Genomic DNA, 19,660 nt, shown 5'->3' with positions numbered 1-19,660 from the left:
ACGAGATGCGCGACGTTTTGCCGACGGTGCGACCGATGCCTTCGAGTTGGTCGCACCGTCGCGGCGTCACGGGGTTGCACCGATCAGTGCCGAGCCGATTCGCGCCACACCTTGCGGAGATGGTCGGCGGCGTCGTCGATCGCTTGGGTAGTGCGAGCGAACGTTCCTACCTCGGTGAAGAATCCGTGACACACCCCTGGGTACCGAGTCGCTGTCACTGCGACGCCGTCGGCACGCAGTCGTTCGGCGAATGCTTCGGAGTCGTCGCGCAGGACGTCCACCTCGGCGGTGACAATGTGTGCCGGTGGCATACCGGCCAGAGAAGGGGCCTTCTCCGGCGATACCAAAGGGTTTCGATAGTCGTTCTCGTCCGGGACGTACAAGGACATGAACCAGCGGGCAACGGCCGCTGTAAACAGCGGAGACTCGCCATGCTCGGTCCACGATGGTCGCTGCGACCCGAGGTCGGTCGGCGGATAGACCAGGAGCTGGAAGCAGGGGAGCGGACTCCCTGTTCGCAGCGCCTCCATGCACACTGCGATGGCGAGGTTGGCTCCTGCGCTGTCTCCGCCGATAGCGATTCGGGTCCGGTCGATACCTAGGTCCGGCGCAGAGCGCGCGGTCCAGTCGAATGCGGTGATGCTGTCATCGAGGCCGGCCGGGAACGGATGTTCCGGTGCGAGCCGGTAATCCACCGAGATCACGACGCACGCCGCTGACATCGAGAGCGTTCGGCAGAGTTCGTCCGCACCGTCGAGTCCACCCAGCACCCACCCACCGCCGTGCAAGTAGACGAGCGCCGGTAGATCCTCCGCTGATGACGGCCGGTACACACGGACCGGGATGTCGTGATCATCGGAATGGATAGTGGCGGCCTCCGCAGAGTGAACTGGGGTGCGAGCAGGGATGCCCGGTGGGGTGTTGAGCAGCTGCCGGGCAGCGGCGACCCCCAGCGTGTGCAGCGGGGCGGGAAGCATCCGGACATAGCCGTCAGCAGCTGCCTGCACGTCCGCGTCGAGCATGGCGAAACCTCCTTCGTACGTGATGGATTGGGAATCGTTCGTCGAACGAGAAAGGGTGGAACGCCGCGTTCTGCGCTCCACCCTTTCTGGACGTTCAGTGCGGTCGAGTCAGAGGCCGAGGAGGTCGGAGATGTCCTCGTAGTTGCTCTGCCACAGGCCCGGTGATCCCTTGGGGTACAGGGAACGGAACCCGATGAGCTTCTGCACGCGCGGAGACAACGTCTTCACGAGCTCGAGATCGAGGAGGAACGGGTAGGCCTCTTCCGGCGTCAGGAACGCTGGTTGCAGTGGGATGGTCAGGCCGCGTCGGTACTCGGAGTCGGTGACGTTCGCGCCGCCGCCGTGCGAGACCTTGCCGTTGAAGAAGATCACGTCGCCAGCCTTCATCTCGGCCGCGATGGTCATCTCGGGGGTGCCGCGGTCTTCGTAGTCGTCCCACTGGTTACTGCCCGGGATGATCCGCGTTGCACCGTTTTCTTCGGTGAAGTCGGTCAACGCGATCAGAAAGTTGACCATCACCATGGGGCCGGTCTTACCCATGCCGATCGCGAAGTGGTTGTTCTCGAGGTCGCGGTGCAAAAGTTGCGCCTTGTTGCCCGGGCCGATCTCGATGACCTGGGCAGTCGTCATCCAGTGGTCGCCGGATTCGACGCGGTAGACCGCTTCGCCGAGGGCGTGCAGCAGGTCGTGGTCGATGATCTCGTTGCGGAACGTCTCGCTGAGGGTGATCAGATTCGTCAAGCGTTTGGTCTGTGCGCCATGGAAGTCGGCGGTGAACTCGTCGTCATGCTTCGAGCCCGCGCCGAGCTTCTCCAGGGCGGGGTCGATTTCGGCGTTGACGCGTCGAACCTGGTCTGGGCTGAGGAACCCTTCGATGATCACGGCGCCATCGGCGTCGACGATCTCGAGAATCTCCGAGACCGACGTAGTCGGCGCGACGTGGCGCAGGGCAACACTTGTGGATGTTTCGGTGCCGGTCATGACGTGCGCTCTCCACTCGATGGTGTGGATAACCCAGGCTCTGTGGATCATCCGATTGGGTCGTTTGACTAGAATCGGACGTGGCGGGCCCGTTGTCAAGGCGTCTCGCAGGGACACTTAGTGTTAATGCAAGGTTGAGAGCGCAAACGGACGCCTGTGTGAATGTCCTCCCGCCTCTTGACAGACCCTGCGGTGGCTGTGATCATTTGATCAAGTCGAATGAACAGAATGCACTGACGTTTAGGAAGCCATCGTGAGCAAGCCTGGAATCGAACACTTCGACGTCGTCATCGTCGGGGCCGGTCTGTCCGGCATCGGTGCGGCCGTTCACCTACAGAAGGAAGCGCCGAACAAGAAGTTCGCCATCATCGAGGGGCGCGACAATCTTGGTGGCACGTGGGATCTCTTTCGCTATCCCGGGATTCGCTCCGACAGCGACATGTACACCCTCGGCTACGGCTTCAAACCGTGGACCAAGGAACGCGCGATCGCGAGCGGGGATTCCATTCTGGACTATCTGTGGGAGACCGTGTCCGAGCACGACCTGAAGCGGCACATCAAATTCGGACATCAAGTCCGCCGCGCCGAATGGTCGAGCGCGGCCGCACGGTGGACGCTCCAGGTCGACCACCTCGGGGAAACTCTGACGATCACAGCCGACTTCTTGTTCATGTGCTCCGGGTACTACAACTACCGCAGCGGCTTCTCCCCGGAATTTCCGGGACGAAACCGATTCGCCGGCCCCGTGATTCACCCGCAACAGTGGCCCGCTGACCTGGACTACGCGAACAAGAAAGTGGTTGTCATCGGCTCCGGCGCGACCGCCATCACGTTGATACCGAACCTCGCGCAAACGGCCGAGAAAGTCACCATGCTGCAACGGTCACCGTCGTACGTGGCGATCGATCAGGCCATCGACGAGAAGGCGCTGCGTCTGCGCAAGATATTCGGCGACCGACTCGGGTACCGGATGATCCGCAGGCGGAACACCAAACGACAGCAGCAGATGTACAAGCTCGCACAAACGCGACCCGAAGAGTTCAAAGCGTCACTCTTCAAGGCAATCCGGGACCTGGTCGGACAGGACTACCTCGACAAGCACTTCACGCCGACGTACCAGCCCTGGGACCAGCGGGTCTGCCTGATCCCCGACGGTGATTTCTTCCAAGCCATCAAGTTCGGGAAAGCCGACGTGGCGACCGGACGTATCCGGTCGTTCACCGAGAACGGGATCGAACTCGAGTCCGGCGAGGAGATCCCGGCCGATATCATCGTCACCGCAACAGGTCTCGAACTTGTCTCACTCGGCGAGGTCGACTTTGTCGTCGACGGAGAGTCGGTGGACTTCTCCCAACGCTGGACCTACAAGGGACTGGCCTACTCGGGCATCCCGAATCTGGCGTCCACCTTCGGATACGTCAACACCTCGTGGACAGTACGCGCCGAACTCGTGGCGAAGTACATTGCCCGACTGCTCACCCACATGGACAAAGTCGGAGCCTCGAGCGTGACGCCCACCCTGCGTCCGGAGGATCGAACCATGCCGAGGGAGGCGTTCGTCGAGGGCTTCACCTCCGGGTATTTCCAACGCGCAAACGGCGTGCTGCCCCGTCAGGGCGACCGAGCCCCCTGGATCAATCCGCAGAACCACGTTGCCACCAAGAAGCTCCTCACGGCGCCGTTCGACGATGGTGTTCTCGAGTTCGAATCCATCTGAGCGGAGACACTGTGACCACTACGCCCGCCGCCAACCCGTATGCCGCGGGTTGCGCCTGGATCGAGGGCGAATTCGTGCCCATCGGAGAGGCGCGAATCCCCATTCTCGACACCGGCTTCACACGGTCGGATCTGACCTACGATGTTGCGGCCGTGTGGAAACGACAGTTCTTCCGGCTCGATGATCACCTCGAACGGCTCGAACGCAGTTGTCAGACCCTCCGCCTGCAATTGCCCAAACCCAGGGCAGAAATCCGCGACCTCATGGTCGAGTGTGTCCGACGCGGCGGGTTCGACGAGTCTTTTGTCGAGGTCGTCGTCACGCGCGGTATTCCCGTTCCTGGTGAACGAGATCCGCGGACGGCCACCCAGCGGCTGTATGTCTACGCCGTTCCTTATGTTTGGATCGTCAAACCCGAATTACAGCAACACGGAGTGGACGTCATCATTGCGCAGGAGACGATTCGCATCCCCACCGACGCCGTCGATCCTCGTGTGAAGAATTTCCATTGGGCCGACCTCACCCGCGGGTTGTTCGAAGCGTACGACCGCGGCGCCACGTTGGCGCTGATGACCGACGGTCGCGGCAATATCACCGAGGGCGCCGGATTCAACATTTTCGCAGTTCGCCAGGACGGTAGCTTGATCACCGCGAAAGATGGTGTTCTCGAAGGGATTACACGCCGCACCGTTATCGAAATTGCCCGCGCGGACGGGCGCGAGGTACACGTGGGCGACCTCCGCGTCGACGACCTCGTGGATGCGTCCGAGGTGTTTCTGACCAGCACCGCTGGCGGAGTGATGCCGGTGGCCACCGTGGACGGAGTGCGTCCGCACGACGAATGTCCCGGGCCGGTCACCCGGCTCCTACGCGACAGGTACTGGGATCTGCACGCAGATTCGGAACACACCTTCAATGTCGATGTGTGAAATCGAACCGATGCTGAGGAGTCATAGATGAGCGTGCTCGACCGCTTTCGGATCGAGGGCAAAGTGGTGATCGTGACCGGTGCCTCCTCGGGTCTCGGTGTCGCATATGCCAAGGGTTTCGCCGAGGCCGGCGCCACGGTTGTACTCGCTGCGCGCCGCGCCGACAAACTGCAGCAGACAGTGAAACTTGTCGAATCGCTGGGCGCGCATGCGCTGGGTGTGGTGACCGACGTCGCCGACCCTCATCAGGCCGGCGCCCTCGTCGATGCCGCGATGGCCGACTTCGGGCGAGTCGATGTCCTGATCAACAATGCCGGTGTCGGCTCCGCGGTACCCGCCACCCGCGAGACTCCTGAGCAGTTCCGGTCGGTCGTCGACATCAACCTGAGCGGGTCTTACTGGCCCGCACAAGCATGCGGACGGGTCATGGAGCCGGGTAGCTCGATCATCAACATCTCGAGCATCCTGGGTATCACCACCGCCGGCCTACCGCAGGCCGCCTACTCTGCCAGCAAGGCAGCAATCTCCGGGCTCACCCGCGACCTCGCACAGCAGTGGGGGAGCCGAAAAGGTATCCGCGTCAACGCGATCGCCCCCGGATACTTCGCCTCGGAAATGACCGAGGACTACCCCGAGGGCCATCCACCCGCGATCGGACCCCGCCTGATCCTGGGCCGCACCGGCGACCCCGAAGAGCTCGCCGCCACCGCGATCTGGCTGGCCTCCCCGGCTTCCGGCTACATCACCGGTCAGACCATCGTCGTCGACGGCGGCGTCACCATCAACTGATAGATACGGCGCCAAGACGTGAACGTCCGATGGCAGTGGAAGGGCTCCAACAGTGGCAATCGATCTCGGGTACGACCAGCACGTCGTGGCTCTCATCGACAAGACAAGGGCATTCACGCGTGAGGTCGTGATGCCGATCGAAGACGCGTTTATCGGCAACATCACCGACGCCGGTGGCGACACCAGGCGGGTGGAGATGCAGGCGGCGGCCAGGGACGCCGGTGTGTTCGCACCGCACGTACCGGTGGAGTACGGCGGACACGGGCTCAACATGAGTGACCGGGCCCCGGTGTTCGAGGAAGCCGGATACTCGCTGTTCGGGCCCATCGCCCTGCATATCGGTGCACCGGACGAGGGCAACGTGCACCTGCTCGCGCATGTCGCGTCGACCGCGCAGAAGGAGCAATTCCTCGCGCCGCTGGCTCATGGTGATGTGCGCTCGGCGTTCGCGATGACCGAACCTGCTCCGGGCGCCGGGTCGGACCCCTCGGCTCTCTCGACGACCGCGACAAAAGTGGCCGGCGGCTGGAAGATCAACGGCCACAAGTGGTTCATCACCGGTGCCGACGGTGCGGGTTTCTTCATCGTCATGGCCCGCACGTCCGGTTCGCCGGGTGACCGGGGTGGGGCGACGATGTTCCTCGCGCCCGCCGACGCTGCGGGTATCAAAGTCGGGCGGCATATCGGCACGCTGGACAAGGCGATGATCGGCGGGCACTGCGAAGTGTTCTTCGACGACGTGTTCGCACCGGATGAGAACGTGCTCGGCGCCGTCGACGAAGGGTTCTCGTACGCGCAGGTACGGCTGGGGCCGGCGCGGATGACGCACGTGATGCGCTGGCTCGGTGCCGCGCGCCGCGGCCATGACGTGGCCGTCGCACACGTGGCGCGGCGCGAGGGCTTCGGCGCAAAGCTGGGCGATCTGGGCATGGTGCAGAAGATGATCGCGGACAACGAGATCGACATCGCCGCCACGAGGGCGCTGCTGGTGCACGCGTGCTGGGCGCTGGATCAGGGGTCCAAGGCGGGAAACGAGACGTCGATCGCGAAAACCTTCGCGGCAGAGGCTATTTTCCGCATCGTCGACCGCGGCATTCAGATGTGCGGCGGACTCGGGGTCTCGGACGATCTTCCGTTGGCGCGGTTGTCGCGTGAGGTGCGTCCCTTCCGGGTGTACGACGGTCCGTCCGAGGTGCATCGGTGGGCAATCGCGAAACGGGCCGTCGGTGCCGCGCGTCGTGCCGCTCGTGAGGCCTCGGCATGAGGGAGTTCGAGGGGATGAACACACCTGCGCTGGAGAAGTTTCTACGCGACAACGGCGTCGACCTGCAAGGGGATCTGAGGGTCGAGCTCATCAGCGGGGGTCGGTCGAACCTGACGTTCAAGGCGTTCGACGATGTCTCGGCGTGGGTGGTGCGCCGGCCACCGACGAGTGGGCTGACCCCGTCCGCCCATGACATGGCCCGCGAGTGGGCGGTGACGAGTGCTCTCGGTGGGACCGATGTGCCGGTGGCCCGAGCGGTTGCGTTCGATCCAGAGGGGCTGGTTCTCGGGGCACCGACAACCGTCGTGGAGTACGTCGGCGGCACCGTGATACGGACGCAGGACGATCTACTGGCGTTGTCGGACAGTGATATCGAGGCCAATACGTCGGAGCTGGTGCAGGTGCTCGCTCGCTTGCACGCGGTCGATTACGACGCTGTCGGATTGTCGGGTTTCGGCCGGCCGGAGGGTTTCGTCCGCCGGCAGGTTGCTACCTGGGCGCGTCAGTGGGGGAGCGTGCAGACCCGTGATCTGCCGGATGTGGAGCGCCTGCGCGATGCGTTGGACGCGGCCGTTCCCGCGAGTTCGGAGTCGTCGATCGTGCACGGCGACTTCCGGGTCGACAATACGATCCTGGCCGACGGTGATCCGGGAACGGTTGCTGCCGTGGTCGATTGGGAGATGTCGACGCTCGGTGATCCGCTGACCGACGTGGCGTTGATGTGCGTCTATCGCCAACCGATCTTCGATGTCGTACTCGGTGTGAATGCCGCGTGGACGAGCGACCGGTATCCGTCGGCGGACTCGATCGCGGAGAGGTATGCCCGAGAGTCCGGGCGCGACCTGCCGAACTGGGACTTCTACCTAGCGTTGGCGAACTTCAAACTGGCGGTGATCGGCGAAGGCATCACGCACCGGGCGATCGCCGGGGCGAGTTCGGGACCGGGCGCCGAACTAGCGGCGGAGGCAACGCAGGAGTTCATTGCGGCAGGGTTGGACGCGATCGGGACTCGGTCGCGTCGGTTCGCCAGCACGTCGTACGAGACCGCCGGAGGAGCCCCCAGCTATGACCGTTGAAATCGCACTGAAGAACCCGCTTCTCGATGCCCGAATACAGCTATCACGCGCTGTAGAGGCTGCATCGTCTCGACCGGTGCCCGATCCGGGGGTTGTCCCTCCCATAGGAGCGATCTGATGACAAGTTCGTACCAGCGCCTCAGCAGCCCTCTTTCGCTGGATGCTTCTCATGAGGCCTTCGAGCGCACCAAGCGCAGCGTCGGCGGAGGAGTCAGTTCCGGCATGCGGGCCGCAACGAAGCCGCATCCACTCTTCGTCAACAGGGCCGCCGGCGCGCATGTTTGGGACCTCGACGGTGCCGAGTTCATCGACTACGTCATGGCCTGGGGCCCCAGCATCGTCGGGCATAGCCACCCGCACGTCGTTGAGGCCGTGATGGAGGTCATCCCTCGTATGCAGATGGTCGGGATGGGGCACACCCTGGAGTACGAAGCCGCCGAGCTCGTACTCGAGGCCGTGCCCGGGGCCGAGCGCTTGCTGTGGACGAACTCGGGCACCGAAGCCGTACAGATCGCCCTTCGCCTCGCACGGGCCGGGACCGGGCGCAGCAAGGTTCTCAAGTTCACCAGGAGTTACCACGGCTGGCATGACTCGGTATACGCGAGCATGGGCGCGGACCACACCGCCGAGAAGGCTATGCGGAGTACCGCGGGCCAAAGTCTCAATGCGATCCGTGACCTCGTTGTCACCGAATACAACAGTATTTCGGAGGCCGAACGGATACTCGGAGAGGCCCGCGAGCGCGACATCGCCGCGGTACTGATCGATCCGATCATGAGCAATGCCGGCCTGATTCCACCTGCTCCGGGATACCTGGAGCGACTGCGTGAGTTGTGCGATGAACACGGCGTCGTACTGATCTTCGACCAGGTGATTGCCGGCTTCCGCATCGCGCGCGGTGGCGTCACGGAGCGCTACGGCGTGACGCCTGACCTGTCAACGTTCGGCAAGGCCATTGCGGGAGGCTTCTCGCAGAGTGCGGTTGTCGGGAAGGCGGCGCTGATCGACCAAGTTCAGCACGGTGTGTCACACGCGGGAACGTACAACGGGAACCCCGTGGCACTTGCCGCGGTGAAAGCAACCCAGGAGATCCTCGCCGAGCCCGGGGTCTACGACCGCCTGGAGGACGTCTCGGCGTACTTCCAGTCCGGCGTTCAGTCAGTCTTCGACCGCCTGCCATATCGCCCCACGTCGAGGCGGGTCGGATCCTTCGCGACCTTCGTCCCACAGTCCGACGGTGCGGCAGTCGCGGCTCCTGCGGACATCTGGGACCGCATCACCGCTGGCACGCTGGCGCGGGGAGTCGCGTTCTTGCCGACCGGCAAGATTTTTCTCAGCACTGAGCACACGCGTGCGGACGTTGACCGCACGGTCGACGTTCTGGGCGAAGTTGTCGACGGGCTTGTCGGCAACGCGTCGTCACTGTGACATAACCCAAACCGAGACAAGGCGCCACCATGGACAAGGTTTCACCATCAGCGGCACAAGCCGTTGCCGATATCGGAAGCTCGACCACGCTGGCCGTTGGCGGATTCGGCCTGTGCGGAATCCCGTCGACGCTCATCAACGCGCTGCTCGACCAGGGCGCTCACGATCTCGAGGTCGTCTCGAACAATTGCGGCATCGACGATGCCGGTCTCGGGGTGTTGCTCGGTGCAGGGCGGATACGCCGCATGGTGTCGTCCTACGTGGGGGAGAACAAGGAGTTTGCTCGTCAATACCTGCAGGGCGAACTCGAGGTTGAGCTCACGCCGCAGGGAACGCTCGCGGAGCGGATGCGGGCCGGTGGTTCGGGAATTCCTGCCTTCTACACGCCGACCGGCGTCGGGACTCAGGTCGCCGAGGGCGGTCTTCCGTGGCGGTACGGCCCGAGCGGCGAGATCCTCGTGTCCTCACCCCCGAAACGCACGGAGGTATTCGACACTCCGGAAGGGGCGAGAGAATTCGTCATGGAGCGCGCCATCGTGGCGGACTTCGCACTGGTCAGAGCGTGGAAGGGAGACCGTCATGGCAACTTGATCTACCGCTCGTCGGCCCAGAACTTCAACCCGCTCGTTGCTATGTGCGGACGGATAACGATCGCCGAGGTCGAGGAACTGGTGGAGCCCGGTGATCTCGATCCTGCAGAGGTCCACACCTCAGGAGTCTTCGTGCATCGCGTCGTCGAGTTGACACCGGCAGAGGCGGCCGACAAACGGATCGAACGCCTGGTGACCCGTCCGAGATTGGAGAACGCCTCATGAGCGAGCGCAGCGAGCGAATCATGTGCCAGGGCGCCTCGCGCATGACGGAGCCGAGCGAAAGCGAGGCGCAGTCATGAGCTGGACACGTGAGCAGATGGCCGCCAGGGCGGCTGCGGAGCTCGCGGACGGCTGGTATGTCAACCTCGGTATCGGCATCCCGGGTCTCGTTCCCAACCACGTTCCCGACGGCATCGAGGTCGTCCTTCAGTCCGAGAACGGCCTGCTCGGACTGGGCCCATACCCGTTCGAGGGTGCGGAAGACCCGGACTTGGTCAATGCGAGCAAAGAAACCGTGACCCTGCGTCGAGGTGCCTCGATCGTCGACTCTGCTACCAGCTTCGGCATGATCCGTGGCGGCAAGATCGACGCGTCGATCCTTGGTGCCATGCAGGTTTCACGCCGGGGCGACATTTCGAACTGGATGATTCCGGGGAAGATGGTCAAGGGTATGGGCGGCGCCATGGACCTCGTGCAGGGTGCGAGGCGCCTTATCGTCCTCATGGAGCACGTAGCCAAGGACGGCTCTTACAAGATCGTCGACGAGTGCTCACTTCCCTACACCGGTCGCGGCGTCGTACAACGGATCATCACGGACCTTGCCGTGATCGACGTGGTGCCCGAAGGCCTACGGCTTGTCGAGATCGCGCCGAACGTCACACTCGAGGAAGTGCGCGCCAAGACGGAGCCACCACTCCTGGTGTAGTGCCCAGCGTCCTGCCCTCATTCACAAAATCGTACGGTCCCAGACAGAGTGAGACGTGGGGCGTAGAAGCGCCGGCGTGGAACCTCCACCGCGGTAAGCATCGTGCTGTTCGACATCCGACTTCGGGTGCTTCGAAATTACATCTGCAGAGTGATTGACAGCACGATGCGATGACAGCGACAATATGTTCATTAGATCAGATCATACGAACCAGTCAATTGACTAAGACGGCTTCGCGCGCGAGCATCGATGGTTACGTTCGGACACGACCCTGGAGACTTGATGAAGCACGTGTACTCGACGCAGCTGACCCCCTTGTCCTTCTTGCGAAGGGCGGCCGATGTCTGGCCCGACAAGGACGCCATCGTCTACGCGGACCGCCGGCTCACCTACCGTGCATTCGCTGAGAGTGCGGAGGCTACTGCACGGGCACTCAGGTCGGCTGGAGTCGCGCCGGGAGATCGTGTCGCCTACTTGATGCCCAACGTGCCCGAAGCGCTCATCGCGCAGTTCGCAGTGCCTCTCGCCGGCGCAGTGCTGCTCGCGATCAACACCCGACTCGCGGCGCCCGAGGTCGGCTACGTCCTCGACCACTCGGGCGCGTCGGTGCTGGTGGTCGACGCGGAACTGCTGGCGACGGCTCATCGGTCACTGTCCGAGGCACCGGCAATCCATACGGTGGTGGTGGTTGGCTCGGGATCGGTCGATCTGCCCGAGTCGTCGGACCACCGAACCTTTGTGACACACGAAGATTTCCTTGCATCCGCCGACGACAGTGCCGTGCACTGGTCCGTCGAAGACGAGTACGCACCGTTGGCGTTGAACTACACATCTGGAACCACCGGGCGTCCTAAGGGTGTCGTCTACACCCATCGGGGCGCATACCTCAATGCCCTGGGCGAGATCATTCACTCCGGCCACACAGCTGACAGCGTCTACCTGTGGACCTTGCCGATGTTCCATTGCAATGGCTGGTGCACGGGCTGGGCCGTCACAGCCATCGGAGGCACACACGTGTGCTTGCGGGAGGTTCGCCCCGACGTGATTTGGGACCTGATCGGCACCGAAGGCATCAGCCATATCAACGGCGCCCCGACCGTCATGACGACGATCATCAACGCTTCAGAAGCCAAACCGCTGGAGCGGCCCATCACGGTGACGACCGCCGGCGCACCGCCGGCCCCAGCGACGATCGAACAGATGGAGGCGCTCGGCTTCTCGATCGTTCATGTCTACGGGTTGACCGAGACCTACGGGCCGTATTCCGTGTGTCAGCCACAGGACTCGTGGGCGCGGCTCGACAATGATCAGCTGGCAGTTCGTAAGGCGCGGCAGGGTGTCGGCATGATCCAGGCTGAGCGATTGCGTGTCGTCGACGCGAACATGCAGGACGTCGTCTCGGATGGCGAGACGATGGGCGAAGTCGTCATGCGCGGTAACAATGTTATGGCCGGGTACTTCCGCGATCCGGACGGCACCGCGGCCGCGTTCGCGGGTGGATGGTTCCACAGCGGCGACCTCGGTGTGATGCATCCCGATGGATACGTAGAGCTCCGGGACCGAGCCAAGGACGTCGTGATCTCGGGCGGTGAGAACATCTCGACGATCGAGGTCGAGCAGGCTCTCATGGCCCATGCCGCTGTCAGCGAGGCAGCCGTGGTCGGTGTGCCCGACGAGAAGTGGGGCGAGCGGCCCAAGGCATTCGTCATTCTGCGCCGTGGCGCGCAGACCAGCGAGCACGAGCTGATCGAGCATGTGCGGTCCCGGATCGCGCGGTACAAGGCGCCGCGCGATATCGAGTTCGTTGTCGAACTCCCGAAGACATCCACCGGCAAGATCCAGAAGTTCGCGCTGCGCGATGCCGCCTGGTCGGGGCAGGCCAACAAAATCCAAGGATGAGTCGAACAAAGGAAAGAGATATGGCGAGCGTTTCGATTGTGGGACTGGGCCGCATGGGTGTCGCGATGGCGGAGTCCTTCGCGGCCGCCGGCCACACTGTGACGGGCTGGAACCGTTCACCGAAGACCGCGGACGAGTTCCGTTTCCCACTCGCGGCTTCCGTCGCTGAGGCGGTGGCAGCATCCGAACTCACGGTGGTGGTGGTGCTCGACACCGCGGGCGTTGTCGATCTGCTCGGTGCCGATGACGTGGATCTCGAGGGCCGAACAATCGTCAATCTGACCACCAGTGATGCGAAGGACGCCCACGTCGTGTCCGAGCTGGTGCTCGGCCGGGGTGGAAAGTACCTGGATGGCATTATCGCCTCATATCCGGAAGGCATCGGCAGGCCCGAGACCGCTTTGATCTACGGCGGAGATGCGGGGGTCTGGGAAAATCACGAAAAAACGCTGTCGGTCCTGGGTGGTCGGTCGTGGCATGCGGGCGAGGACGTCGGTACTCCGGCCGTACTGGACCTCGCCGTGACGATGGGCTTCTACCACTCGGCCCTCGGGGCCTTCTACGATGCGGCGCTCTACGCGCGCAGCCAAGGTATCGGTATCCATGAAGTGGCAAGGGCGACCCGCGATCTGCTGCTTGTCCTCGCCGAGTCGACCGAGACCGCGGTGCACAAGGTGGAATCGGGGGACTTCTCGACGGACCAGGCGCCGATCGACATGCACATCTCGGCCAGTGAGATCGCACGGGACGCGCTGCAGGCGGTCGGACGGGGCTCCTACCTGGATCTTGTGCTCCGGGACCTCGGCCAGGTCCAGAGCAAGGGACGCGGTCACGAAGCGTTCGCTGCCGTCTACGACGAGCTTTCCACGGAGTAGCGCTCTACCGCCGTGACCACCTGATGCGCACTCGCGGATACTGCTGCGAGTGCGCGTCGACGGACTGTCCGACATGCGGGGTGACGCACGGTATGGTTCCGCATCGCCTGTATTGTAATGATCTGTTGACTCAGACCGTTGATCAGGAGAGGTGAGATGGCGCGAATCCCAGCCGAGCAGCGTCGACAAGACTTTGTCGAGGCGGCGGTCGATGTCATCGGAACCTACGGCGTCAGTGGTGCGACCACCCGCCGCATCGCCGCCGCGGCCGACGCGCCGTTGGCGACTCTGCACTACTGCTTTCATACGAAGGAAGACTTATTTGTCGCGGTCTTCCAGACGCAGAACGAAGGCATGGCCGAGCGGCTCGAGGTCGAGGAGGGGATCGGGCTCGGTAAGGCCGCGGTCGACATCTTGGTCAGCTCAGCAGACTGGTACATGGAGAACCCACGCTATGCCCGCGCGCAGTTCGATCTATTCTTGTGGGCCACGCGTCAAAAGGGTGACCACGCTCAGCTTGCGCCGGAAATCATCGAGCTGTTTCTCAGGCGGTTCGTCGATGCTTTCGAGCGGGCGGCCGACGACGGCGACGACCGCGCACTATTAATACCGCTTGCAAACTTTCTGATCTCGACGCTTGACGGGCTAGTTCTCGAGTGGTGCGCACATCAGGACCTCATCCGATTCAAGGCTGAGCTCGCGCTCGCGAGCGAAGCCATCGAGCTCCTGGTACGAAATCATCGCACCACGCGAGACTGAGGACATTGTCCCCCTTCGAACGCGAGCGGAATTCACCACAAGATAGCGTAATTTCACGCACAGTAATTAATATAGTGCGGGATTCTGCAACGGCACCGATGTTTTCGCTCAACCACACTCGTCGACATGGTGACGCGCGAAAGTACTGCCCCCTGTCTCATACTCTCCGAGGCGCAGTATTCACCGCGCCACGGAGAGTAAGAGCTGCCGAGTACACCGTGCAGACGTGGGATGTTCAGGCTGTCGGCAGTCCGCCAAGCGCAGATGGGTAGTCGTTTCGCTCGAGCAGGCCGTGCGGGTCGACCATTTGACCCTCCATCTCGATCCAGCCCATGAAATTCTCCCCTGCCGACCAGCCGAGAAGTCGCTGCAGTTCGGGGGGGAATCCTTTTACGGTCTCCAATGGGATGGAAAGGTACTGGTTCTCTTCCTGGCGCAGCGTTGACAGGTCGTAGGACATCGTGACGCCAGTGCGTAGTTCGTTGGAGCTGTTGTTGCCACCGCCGTGATACGTCGAGCCGATGAAAATGAGCCCGGAACCGGCCTTCATCTCGGTCGAGACTGCTTCGGCGGCAGTGGGTTCGCGCTCGTCGTCCCAGAGATGGCTGCCCGGGATCACGAGTGTTCCCCCGTTTTCCTTTGTGAAGTCAGTGACGGCGACCATGAGCTGTACGCGTGCTTCGCGCCCGAACGACGGGTGGCGCCAAAGAAAGACAGTGTCGTCGCGGTGGATCGGTTGTGCGCCCTGTCCCGGTGCGATCTGAATTGCCTGCGTCATCCCGATCTGGATATCAGGCGTGATCGGTGTGCTGTCCTCGCCGAAGAAGACATTGACGGGCTTCTGCAAGATCGCACGCGAGATCCCGAGGTACAGCGGGCTGAGCGCCACGTCGGCCATGTGGGTGGACCGCGCGAAGAGCGAGCCGGCACGACGGGTCCGAGTTCCGGCGAAGACCGCGTCATCGCCGGCGCGGACAACCTGCAGGACCGGCTCGAGGTCTTTGAGCAGTCCGTTGATCGTCTCTTCGCTGTAGAGGTCTTCGATGATCACTCCGCCATCGCGAAAGATGACCTCGACGGCCTCGTCGATCGTGGTGGTGCTCGGGAGTGTGGTGAGTCCGCCGCTCATGTGCATCGTCCATTTCTCGATCGTCTCGACTATTGATCGCATGACTGGGTCAAATGACTGTTTGAGATTAGATCGGTTCGGCGGGGAGCGTCAAGTATGTGCGCCGATCGACGGCGTGAGGGCGCAGCGGCGATTGTTTCACGGAGGTACTCGTCGTTGAGATTGTGTAAAACGCTTGACTTCGTCGGTTGACCTACTCGTAGTGATGTGTGTTATAACACAGTCAATCGACCGACTTAGTTCAGGCTTGCTGAAGTGCAGGAGTCGACTCCTGACAGAAGACGAAAGAAGGTTGACCTGATGTTCGTCAGGCGAACCCGAGTCCCCGCGCAGCCGGCGGCGACACCAGTCATGGCACAACTGCACCTCGATCTGTCGGTGTCGAACTTCGGGATTCACGAGGCTCACCTGTTCGGTGACCGGGCTCGCGAGGTGTTCCCCGGTCTGGCCGAGGTACGCGACGGGGCTCTGTGGTCGAACGACAACCCAGGGCTCGGGATCGATGTCGACGAGGCTGCGGCGGCCCGGTATCCGTACGAGGACCACCCACTGAACGGTGGCTGGCCGACTGTGCGCACTGCCGACGGGACCATCGTGAGACCTTGAAGCGGACGGTATCGCTCAGTCCGGCGTGCCGCGTGGTCGGAAACCACTCTTCACTGTCGGTGCGAATCGGCGATTCGGACGTCGATCCCGCCGAGTTCCTGTGGAAACTGCTGTGGGAACGCCACAACCAGCGTCCTTCGACCGAACGGCGCCCGATCACCGCACTGTTGGTGCAGGCGCTGAAGGGTGACGAGGCGCTGGCCGCGCTCGCGGTCACCGACAACGACGTGATGGCCAGGACAACGGGTCTCGGAGCGGCCGTGGCGGCGCTAGTCCTACTCGACAATGACGTCGCGGGCGGCACCTGAGGTTCTGCCGTGGCGCGAGGCGCTCGGTCACTATGAGCGCATCGCGACATCGATGGGCGCCTGTGGCCGGGGCATCGAGGTCATGGATCTCGGAGTGTTGCTCAACTGCGAACAGGGGTGAGTATCGGTCAGGCTCGGGCACTGCCGTGATCGCTGCACGAGTCATAGCTATCCGGCCTACAACTCATCGACGCGCCGTCCGATGGCCCTGTCACCTGAGCGACTGCTTAGAGCATCGGCCGACGGGAATCGGCCGATGCTGGCCCCGGATGGCCCTGCGGCATCCCGATCTGGACGACAGTTCAGAGCAATTCGCATCGGCGTGCCACGTAAACGCAGCGTTTTATTTGGCCCGATCTGTTGACAGGAGAGTGGGCGCCGTTGATTATGAGTGTGCAGTGGATCACTTGAACTAGTCATTTGATCTGATTGTTTGATCAGATGTCGGCCGCGGTTGCCCACTGCCTTTCGGGTCGAGGGCGTAGCGCTGCGCGTGCAGATTCGAACGAACTATTTGTCACCTCCGGCCAATAACAAAGATGAGGATTCACGATGAAGAACAACACCCGCGCGATTGCGACCACTGCGATGACCGCGATCGCCGTAGCGATCACCGCCGGAACCGCTGCTGCCGCGCCCGCGCCCGAAGCGGTTGCATCGGGGCCGGCACAAGCGGCGAATCCCGACACGCTGAGCGTCGATATCCTGCCGGGTGTTCGGTACATCAGCGTGTTGTCGGATAACTCGGTGGTACTCGATAGTCCAATCGGTTCGCTGACCACTCGCGGTGACCAGTTCCAGGTCAAAGACGCTGATGGTGCGACCCTGGCCGGTAGCCCGTTCGCGGTGGCACCGGAGGCGACGCACGCAGCCGGCAGTGGCCCGCAGCAGGCTGCTGTCCTCGAGACCGAGCAGGCGGTGCGGCCCGTCGAGGCGCCGCTACAGGATGTGGACGCCCAGGCAGACTTCAACGGTGCGCTCGGTGTCGTGGCGACACAGTTCGGCCTGGCGGTCGGTGTCGGTGGCATGGTCGGCGGTGTCACCGGGTTGGCACTCGGATGTCCGATCGGAGCGGTCACCGGCGGCCTCGTCGCACTCCCGACTGGGCCGATTGCTCTGCCGGCAGCGGCCTTCGGATGCCTGATCGGCGCGAGCGTCCTCGGCGGCCTCGGCGCCGTTGCAGGTGGTGCGATTGTGGGTATCCCGGTCGGCATCGCCAGCGCTGTTCAGATGTACAACACTCTGCACGCCGCCGGTGACGCTGCTGCCCCGATGGCGTCGCCCGTCGAATAGCCGAGTAATTCGATGGTATGAGGCCCGGCAGGCTTCGAACGGTGTGAATCGTGGACTCCGATCTCCGCGATACCGTTCGTAGGCGGTTGGGCCTCAGTCGTCAGCCGAGGGTGGCGCGCAGCTCGTCGACTACCTCGCCGACCTGGTCGACACCGGCTCGGTAGGCCGGTTGCCAGCTCGTATTGTCGAGCATATTGGTGCCATAGGCAGTCTGCGCCGCGGCGTTCGGGCCGATTGTCGTCAGGCGGTCGGCGCCGACCGCGGCTATTTCGCGCTCGAGTGGGCCGCGCGGATATACGTGGGCGATGGGGTCGATGACCACCAAGCGCCGGGCGCCTGCGGCGAGATCGGCGTTCGTCGGTGAGCTGGCACCACCGTCCATGTACAGCCGGTTGTTGATCAGGACCGGTGGGATCAATGTCGGCACACAGCAACTGGAGGCGACGGCGGTGAGCAGCGCGACGCCGCTGGCCCGGTCCCACGTCACGCGTTCGCCACTGTCGATATCGAGCGCGGTGACCCAGAAGCGGGACGCGGGCCAGTCCGGCGTCCCGATCATCCACCGCATCCAGGCCAGATGATCTTCGGCGCCGCTGGTCACGGACGTGGCGAGCTCGCCGATGCGGCGGCGCGACTCCGCCGGATCGAGGCTGGTGTCCGAGCGCAAGCGGGACATATCGGCCAGTAGTTCTGGGTTGAGTTCATAGCTGACGCTCGGCGGTGTACCCGGACTCGGGGCTTCGGCGAGATCGTCGAGATCGATACCGCTGGTGATCAGTGTGCCGGCGAGTGAACCCGCCGAGGTGCCGACGATGAGGTCCGCCTGTGCCAAATCGATGCCTTTGTGGCGTAATCCTGCGGCGAGGCCGACCATCCAGGCCGTTCCGGCGACGCCACCGCCGCCGAGCACCACTGTCGATCCACCAGTTTGCACGCTGACCTCCCTTGCGCTGTCCGGCCGGCTGCCGTCAGATAGACGCAGCTTACCGAATTCAGTGAACTCTATTACCGCTAAGAGGAAGCGGTGCTTTCGTTGGGCCGCGATCTCCCGAAGGTCGAGGCGGGCTTCGGTGCGACCGTGATAACAGCGGCGACCGCGTCCAGCTCGGCCGGTATCGCGCCATCGAAGTGCGTGATCCCGGGTGTGATGACCGCGTCTGCATGTGCGTCCCTGGCCATGGTGATCAGTCGCGCCACCGGATCGCAGGTTCGGCCGCTGAAGGCCACCGTCTTGGTGAGGTTGTATCCGAGACGCCCAGCGAGGCTTCGGATCTGGGTCTCATCCCAGCTTTGCCGGATACCGGACACGTCGCTGCGCAGATAGCCGATCGCGGTCGGAATTAGTCTCATCGTCGAGCTCCGGTTCGGTTTGCGGACGCAGGCGCCCACATAGTGTTGCGTAAAGACCAGTTCGTGGCCGAGTGCCGCCCGCTCATCGGGATATCCGGTCTCGGGGAACGGGCCTGGGCGGCTGAGCCGCCGGATCCCGGTTCGACGAAGGGCGGCATCGCCGACCTCTCCCTTGTTGGAGAATTGTATTCTCACATTGTAACTACCAAATTTTCATCAGGGAAGGCCGCGTCGGTATCAGCTGCGCAGCTTGGCGAAGTCCCAACTCACGATGCGGTCCGCGGTCAGCCGCAGCCAGGCGTGTCGGTCGTCGTAGCGGAACTGTCCGCCGCCCATGTACTTGTCCGCGAAGAGTTGCTCGACGGTGGCGAGGGCCTCGTGCGCTTCGCCTTTGCGTGGGACCTCGCCGACGGCCGCCACGCTGCCGCGCAGTTCGACGCCACGCAGACGGAAGAAATCGGCGCCGCCATCGTCGACGATCACGCTGACGCGTGGATCTCGGCCGGCATCGGCCCAGCGTTTGCTGCGCACCAGGGAGTTGAGCCACAGCGACTGTTTGTGCCAGACGAACCACAGGGCGCTGGTGTGCGGATGCCCGCCCGGGCCGACGGTGGCCATTCGGCACAGCGGCTGGCTGCGCAGGAACTCGTCCTGTGCGGTCTCCGACATGGTGATGGATCTCTTGTTTCGTTGATTCTCCACTGAACTTCCTCAAAA

At 63.2% G+C, this 19,660-nt stretch carries 20 protein-coding genes; 14 read left to right on the top strand and 6 right to left on the bottom strand.

The annotated features are described in order from the left end of the window. Positions 1 to 83: 83 nt before the first annotated feature. On the bottom strand, positions 84 to 1,022 hold the full coding sequence (locus tag OG874_RS14955; RefSeq protein ID WP_330255745.1) for an alpha/beta hydrolase: 939 nt from the start codon (positions 1,020 to 1,022) through the stop codon (positions 84 to 86). A 108-nt stretch (positions 1,023 to 1,130) separates the two neighbouring features. After that, a complete protein-coding gene (locus OG874_RS14950) occupies positions 1,131 to 2,003 on the bottom strand; it encodes a phytanoyl-CoA dioxygenase family protein (RefSeq protein ID WP_330255744.1) in 873 nt (290 codons plus the stop codon). 253 nt (positions 2,004 to 2,256) lie between these two features. On the opposite strand from OG874_RS14950, the gene OG874_RS14945 reads away from it, so the two are divergent. The 11 genes from OG874_RS14945 (at position 2,257) to OG874_RS14895 (ending at position 14,257) form a co-directional block, all read left to right on the top strand. Then, entirely contained in the window at positions 2,257 to 3,720 is a 1,464-nt protein-coding gene (locus OG874_RS14945; protein ID WP_330255743.1) for a flavin-containing monooxygenase, read from the top strand. A gap of 11 nt (positions 3,721 to 3,731) precedes the next feature. Further along, positions 3,732 to 4,649 (top strand): aminotransferase class IV, encoded by a 918-nt coding sequence (locus OG874_RS14940; RefSeq protein ID WP_330255742.1) that lies wholly within the window; start codon positions 3,732 to 3,734, stop codon positions 4,647 to 4,649. Between the two features lie 27 nt (positions 4,650 to 4,676). Then, positions 4,677 to 5,438 carry an SDR family NAD(P)-dependent oxidoreductase gene (locus tag OG874_RS14935; protein ID WP_330255741.1) on the top strand — a complete coding sequence of 254 codons (762 nt, stop codon included), beginning with the start codon at positions 4,677 to 4,679 and terminating at the stop codon, positions 5,436 to 5,438. Positions 5,439 to 5,490: 52 nt separating this feature from the next. Beyond that, positions 5,491 to 6,702 (top strand): acyl-CoA dehydrogenase family protein, encoded by a 1,212-nt coding sequence (locus OG874_RS14930; RefSeq protein ID WP_330255740.1) that lies wholly within the window; start codon positions 5,491 to 5,493, stop codon positions 6,700 to 6,702. Beyond that, positions 6,699 to 7,778, top strand: a complete 1,080-nt coding sequence (locus OG874_RS14925) for a phosphotransferase family protein (RefSeq protein ID WP_442943343.1) — start codon at positions 6,699 to 6,701, stop codon at positions 7,776 to 7,778. The genes OG874_RS14930 and OG874_RS14925 overlap by 4 nt, the downstream gene beginning before the upstream one ends. A gap of 117 nt (positions 7,779 to 7,895) precedes the next feature. Then, positions 7,896 to 9,206, top strand: coding sequence for an aspartate aminotransferase family protein (locus OG874_RS14920; RefSeq protein ID WP_330255738.1), 1,311 nt, complete (start codon positions 7,896 to 7,898; stop codon positions 9,204 to 9,206). Positions 9,207 to 9,235: 29 nt separating this feature from the next. Beyond that, positions 9,236 to 10,021 carry a CoA transferase subunit A gene (locus OG874_RS14915; protein WP_330255737.1) on the top strand — a complete coding sequence of 262 codons (786 nt, stop codon included), beginning with the start codon at positions 9,236 to 9,238 and terminating at the stop codon, positions 10,019 to 10,021. 73 nt (positions 10,022 to 10,094) lie between these two features. Next, on the top strand, positions 10,095 to 10,724 hold the full coding sequence (locus OG874_RS14910) for a 3-oxoacid CoA-transferase subunit B (protein ID WP_330255736.1): 630 nt from the start codon (positions 10,095 to 10,097) through the stop codon (positions 10,722 to 10,724). A gap of 282 nt (positions 10,725 to 11,006) precedes the next feature. Beyond that, on the top strand, positions 11,007 to 12,623 hold the full coding sequence (locus OG874_RS14905) for a long-chain-fatty-acid--CoA ligase (protein WP_330255735.1): 1,617 nt from the start codon (positions 11,007 to 11,009) through the stop codon (positions 12,621 to 12,623). A 20-nt stretch (positions 12,624 to 12,643) separates the two neighbouring features. Beyond that, positions 12,644 to 13,498, top strand: coding sequence for an NAD(P)-binding domain-containing protein (locus OG874_RS14900; protein ID WP_330255734.1), 855 nt, complete (start codon positions 12,644 to 12,646; stop codon positions 13,496 to 13,498). Positions 13,499 to 13,654: 156 nt separating this feature from the next. Beyond that, positions 13,655 to 14,257: a TetR/AcrR family transcriptional regulator gene (locus OG874_RS14895; RefSeq protein ID WP_330255733.1), complete on the top strand. Its 603-nt coding sequence runs from the start codon at positions 13,655 to 13,657 to the stop codon at positions 14,255 to 14,257. A 235-nt stretch (positions 14,258 to 14,492) separates the two neighbouring features. Here OG874_RS14895 and OG874_RS14890 read toward each other — a convergent pair whose 3' ends face one another. After that, positions 14,493 to 15,386, bottom strand: coding sequence for a phytanoyl-CoA dioxygenase family protein (locus tag OG874_RS14890; protein WP_330255732.1), 894 nt, complete (start codon positions 15,384 to 15,386; stop codon positions 14,493 to 14,495). Positions 15,387 to 15,686: 300 nt separating this feature from the next. On the opposite strand from OG874_RS14890, the gene OG874_RS14885 reads away from it, so the two are divergent. From OG874_RS14885 to OG874_RS14875, 3 genes are all read left to right on the top strand, one after another. Then, positions 15,687 to 15,992 (top strand): enolase C-terminal domain-like protein, encoded by a 306-nt coding sequence (locus OG874_RS14885; RefSeq protein ID WP_330255731.1) that lies wholly within the window; start codon positions 15,687 to 15,689, stop codon positions 15,990 to 15,992. Continuing rightward, positions 15,989 to 16,300: a hypothetical protein gene (locus tag OG874_RS14880; RefSeq protein WP_330255730.1), complete on the top strand. Its 312-nt coding sequence runs from the start codon at positions 15,989 to 15,991 to the stop codon at positions 16,298 to 16,300. The genes OG874_RS14885 and OG874_RS14880 overlap by 4 nt, the downstream gene beginning before the upstream one ends. 552 nt (positions 16,301 to 16,852) lie before the next feature. Continuing rightward, positions 16,853 to 17,593 carry a hypothetical protein gene (locus OG874_RS14875; RefSeq protein ID WP_330255729.1) on the top strand — a complete coding sequence of 247 codons (741 nt, stop codon included), beginning with the start codon at positions 16,853 to 16,855 and terminating at the stop codon, positions 17,591 to 17,593. A gap of 100 nt (positions 17,594 to 17,693) precedes the next feature. Here the strand turns inward: OG874_RS14875 and OG874_RS14870 are convergent, their stop codons facing one another. The 3 genes from OG874_RS14870 to OG874_RS14860 all read right to left on the bottom strand — a co-directional run bounded on the left by OG874_RS14870 (position 17,694) and on the right by OG874_RS14860 (position 19,645). Next, positions 17,694 to 18,527, bottom strand: a complete 834-nt coding sequence (locus tag OG874_RS14870) for a patatin-like phospholipase family protein (RefSeq protein ID WP_330255728.1) — start codon at positions 18,525 to 18,527, stop codon at positions 17,694 to 17,696. Positions 18,528 to 18,604: 77 nt separating this feature from the next. Next, a complete protein-coding gene (locus OG874_RS14865; RefSeq protein ID WP_330255727.1) occupies positions 18,605 to 18,943 on the bottom strand; it encodes a hypothetical protein in 339 nt (112 codons plus the stop codon). Between the two features lie 237 nt (positions 18,944 to 19,180). Continuing rightward, positions 19,181 to 19,645 (bottom strand): pyridoxamine 5'-phosphate oxidase family protein, encoded by a 465-nt coding sequence (locus OG874_RS14860; RefSeq protein WP_330255726.1) that lies wholly within the window; start codon positions 19,643 to 19,645, stop codon positions 19,181 to 19,183. Positions 19,646 to 19,660 lie beyond the last annotated feature (15 nt).

This window comes from Nocardia sp. NBC_00565 (assembly GCF_036345915.1).
In the GTDB taxonomy this organism is placed as follows: Bacteria; Actinomycetota; Actinomycetes; order Mycobacteriales; family Mycobacteriaceae; genus Nocardia.
The sequence above is the reverse complement of the archived record's forward strand: the minus strand, read 5'-3'. Positions and strand labels throughout refer to the sequence as shown.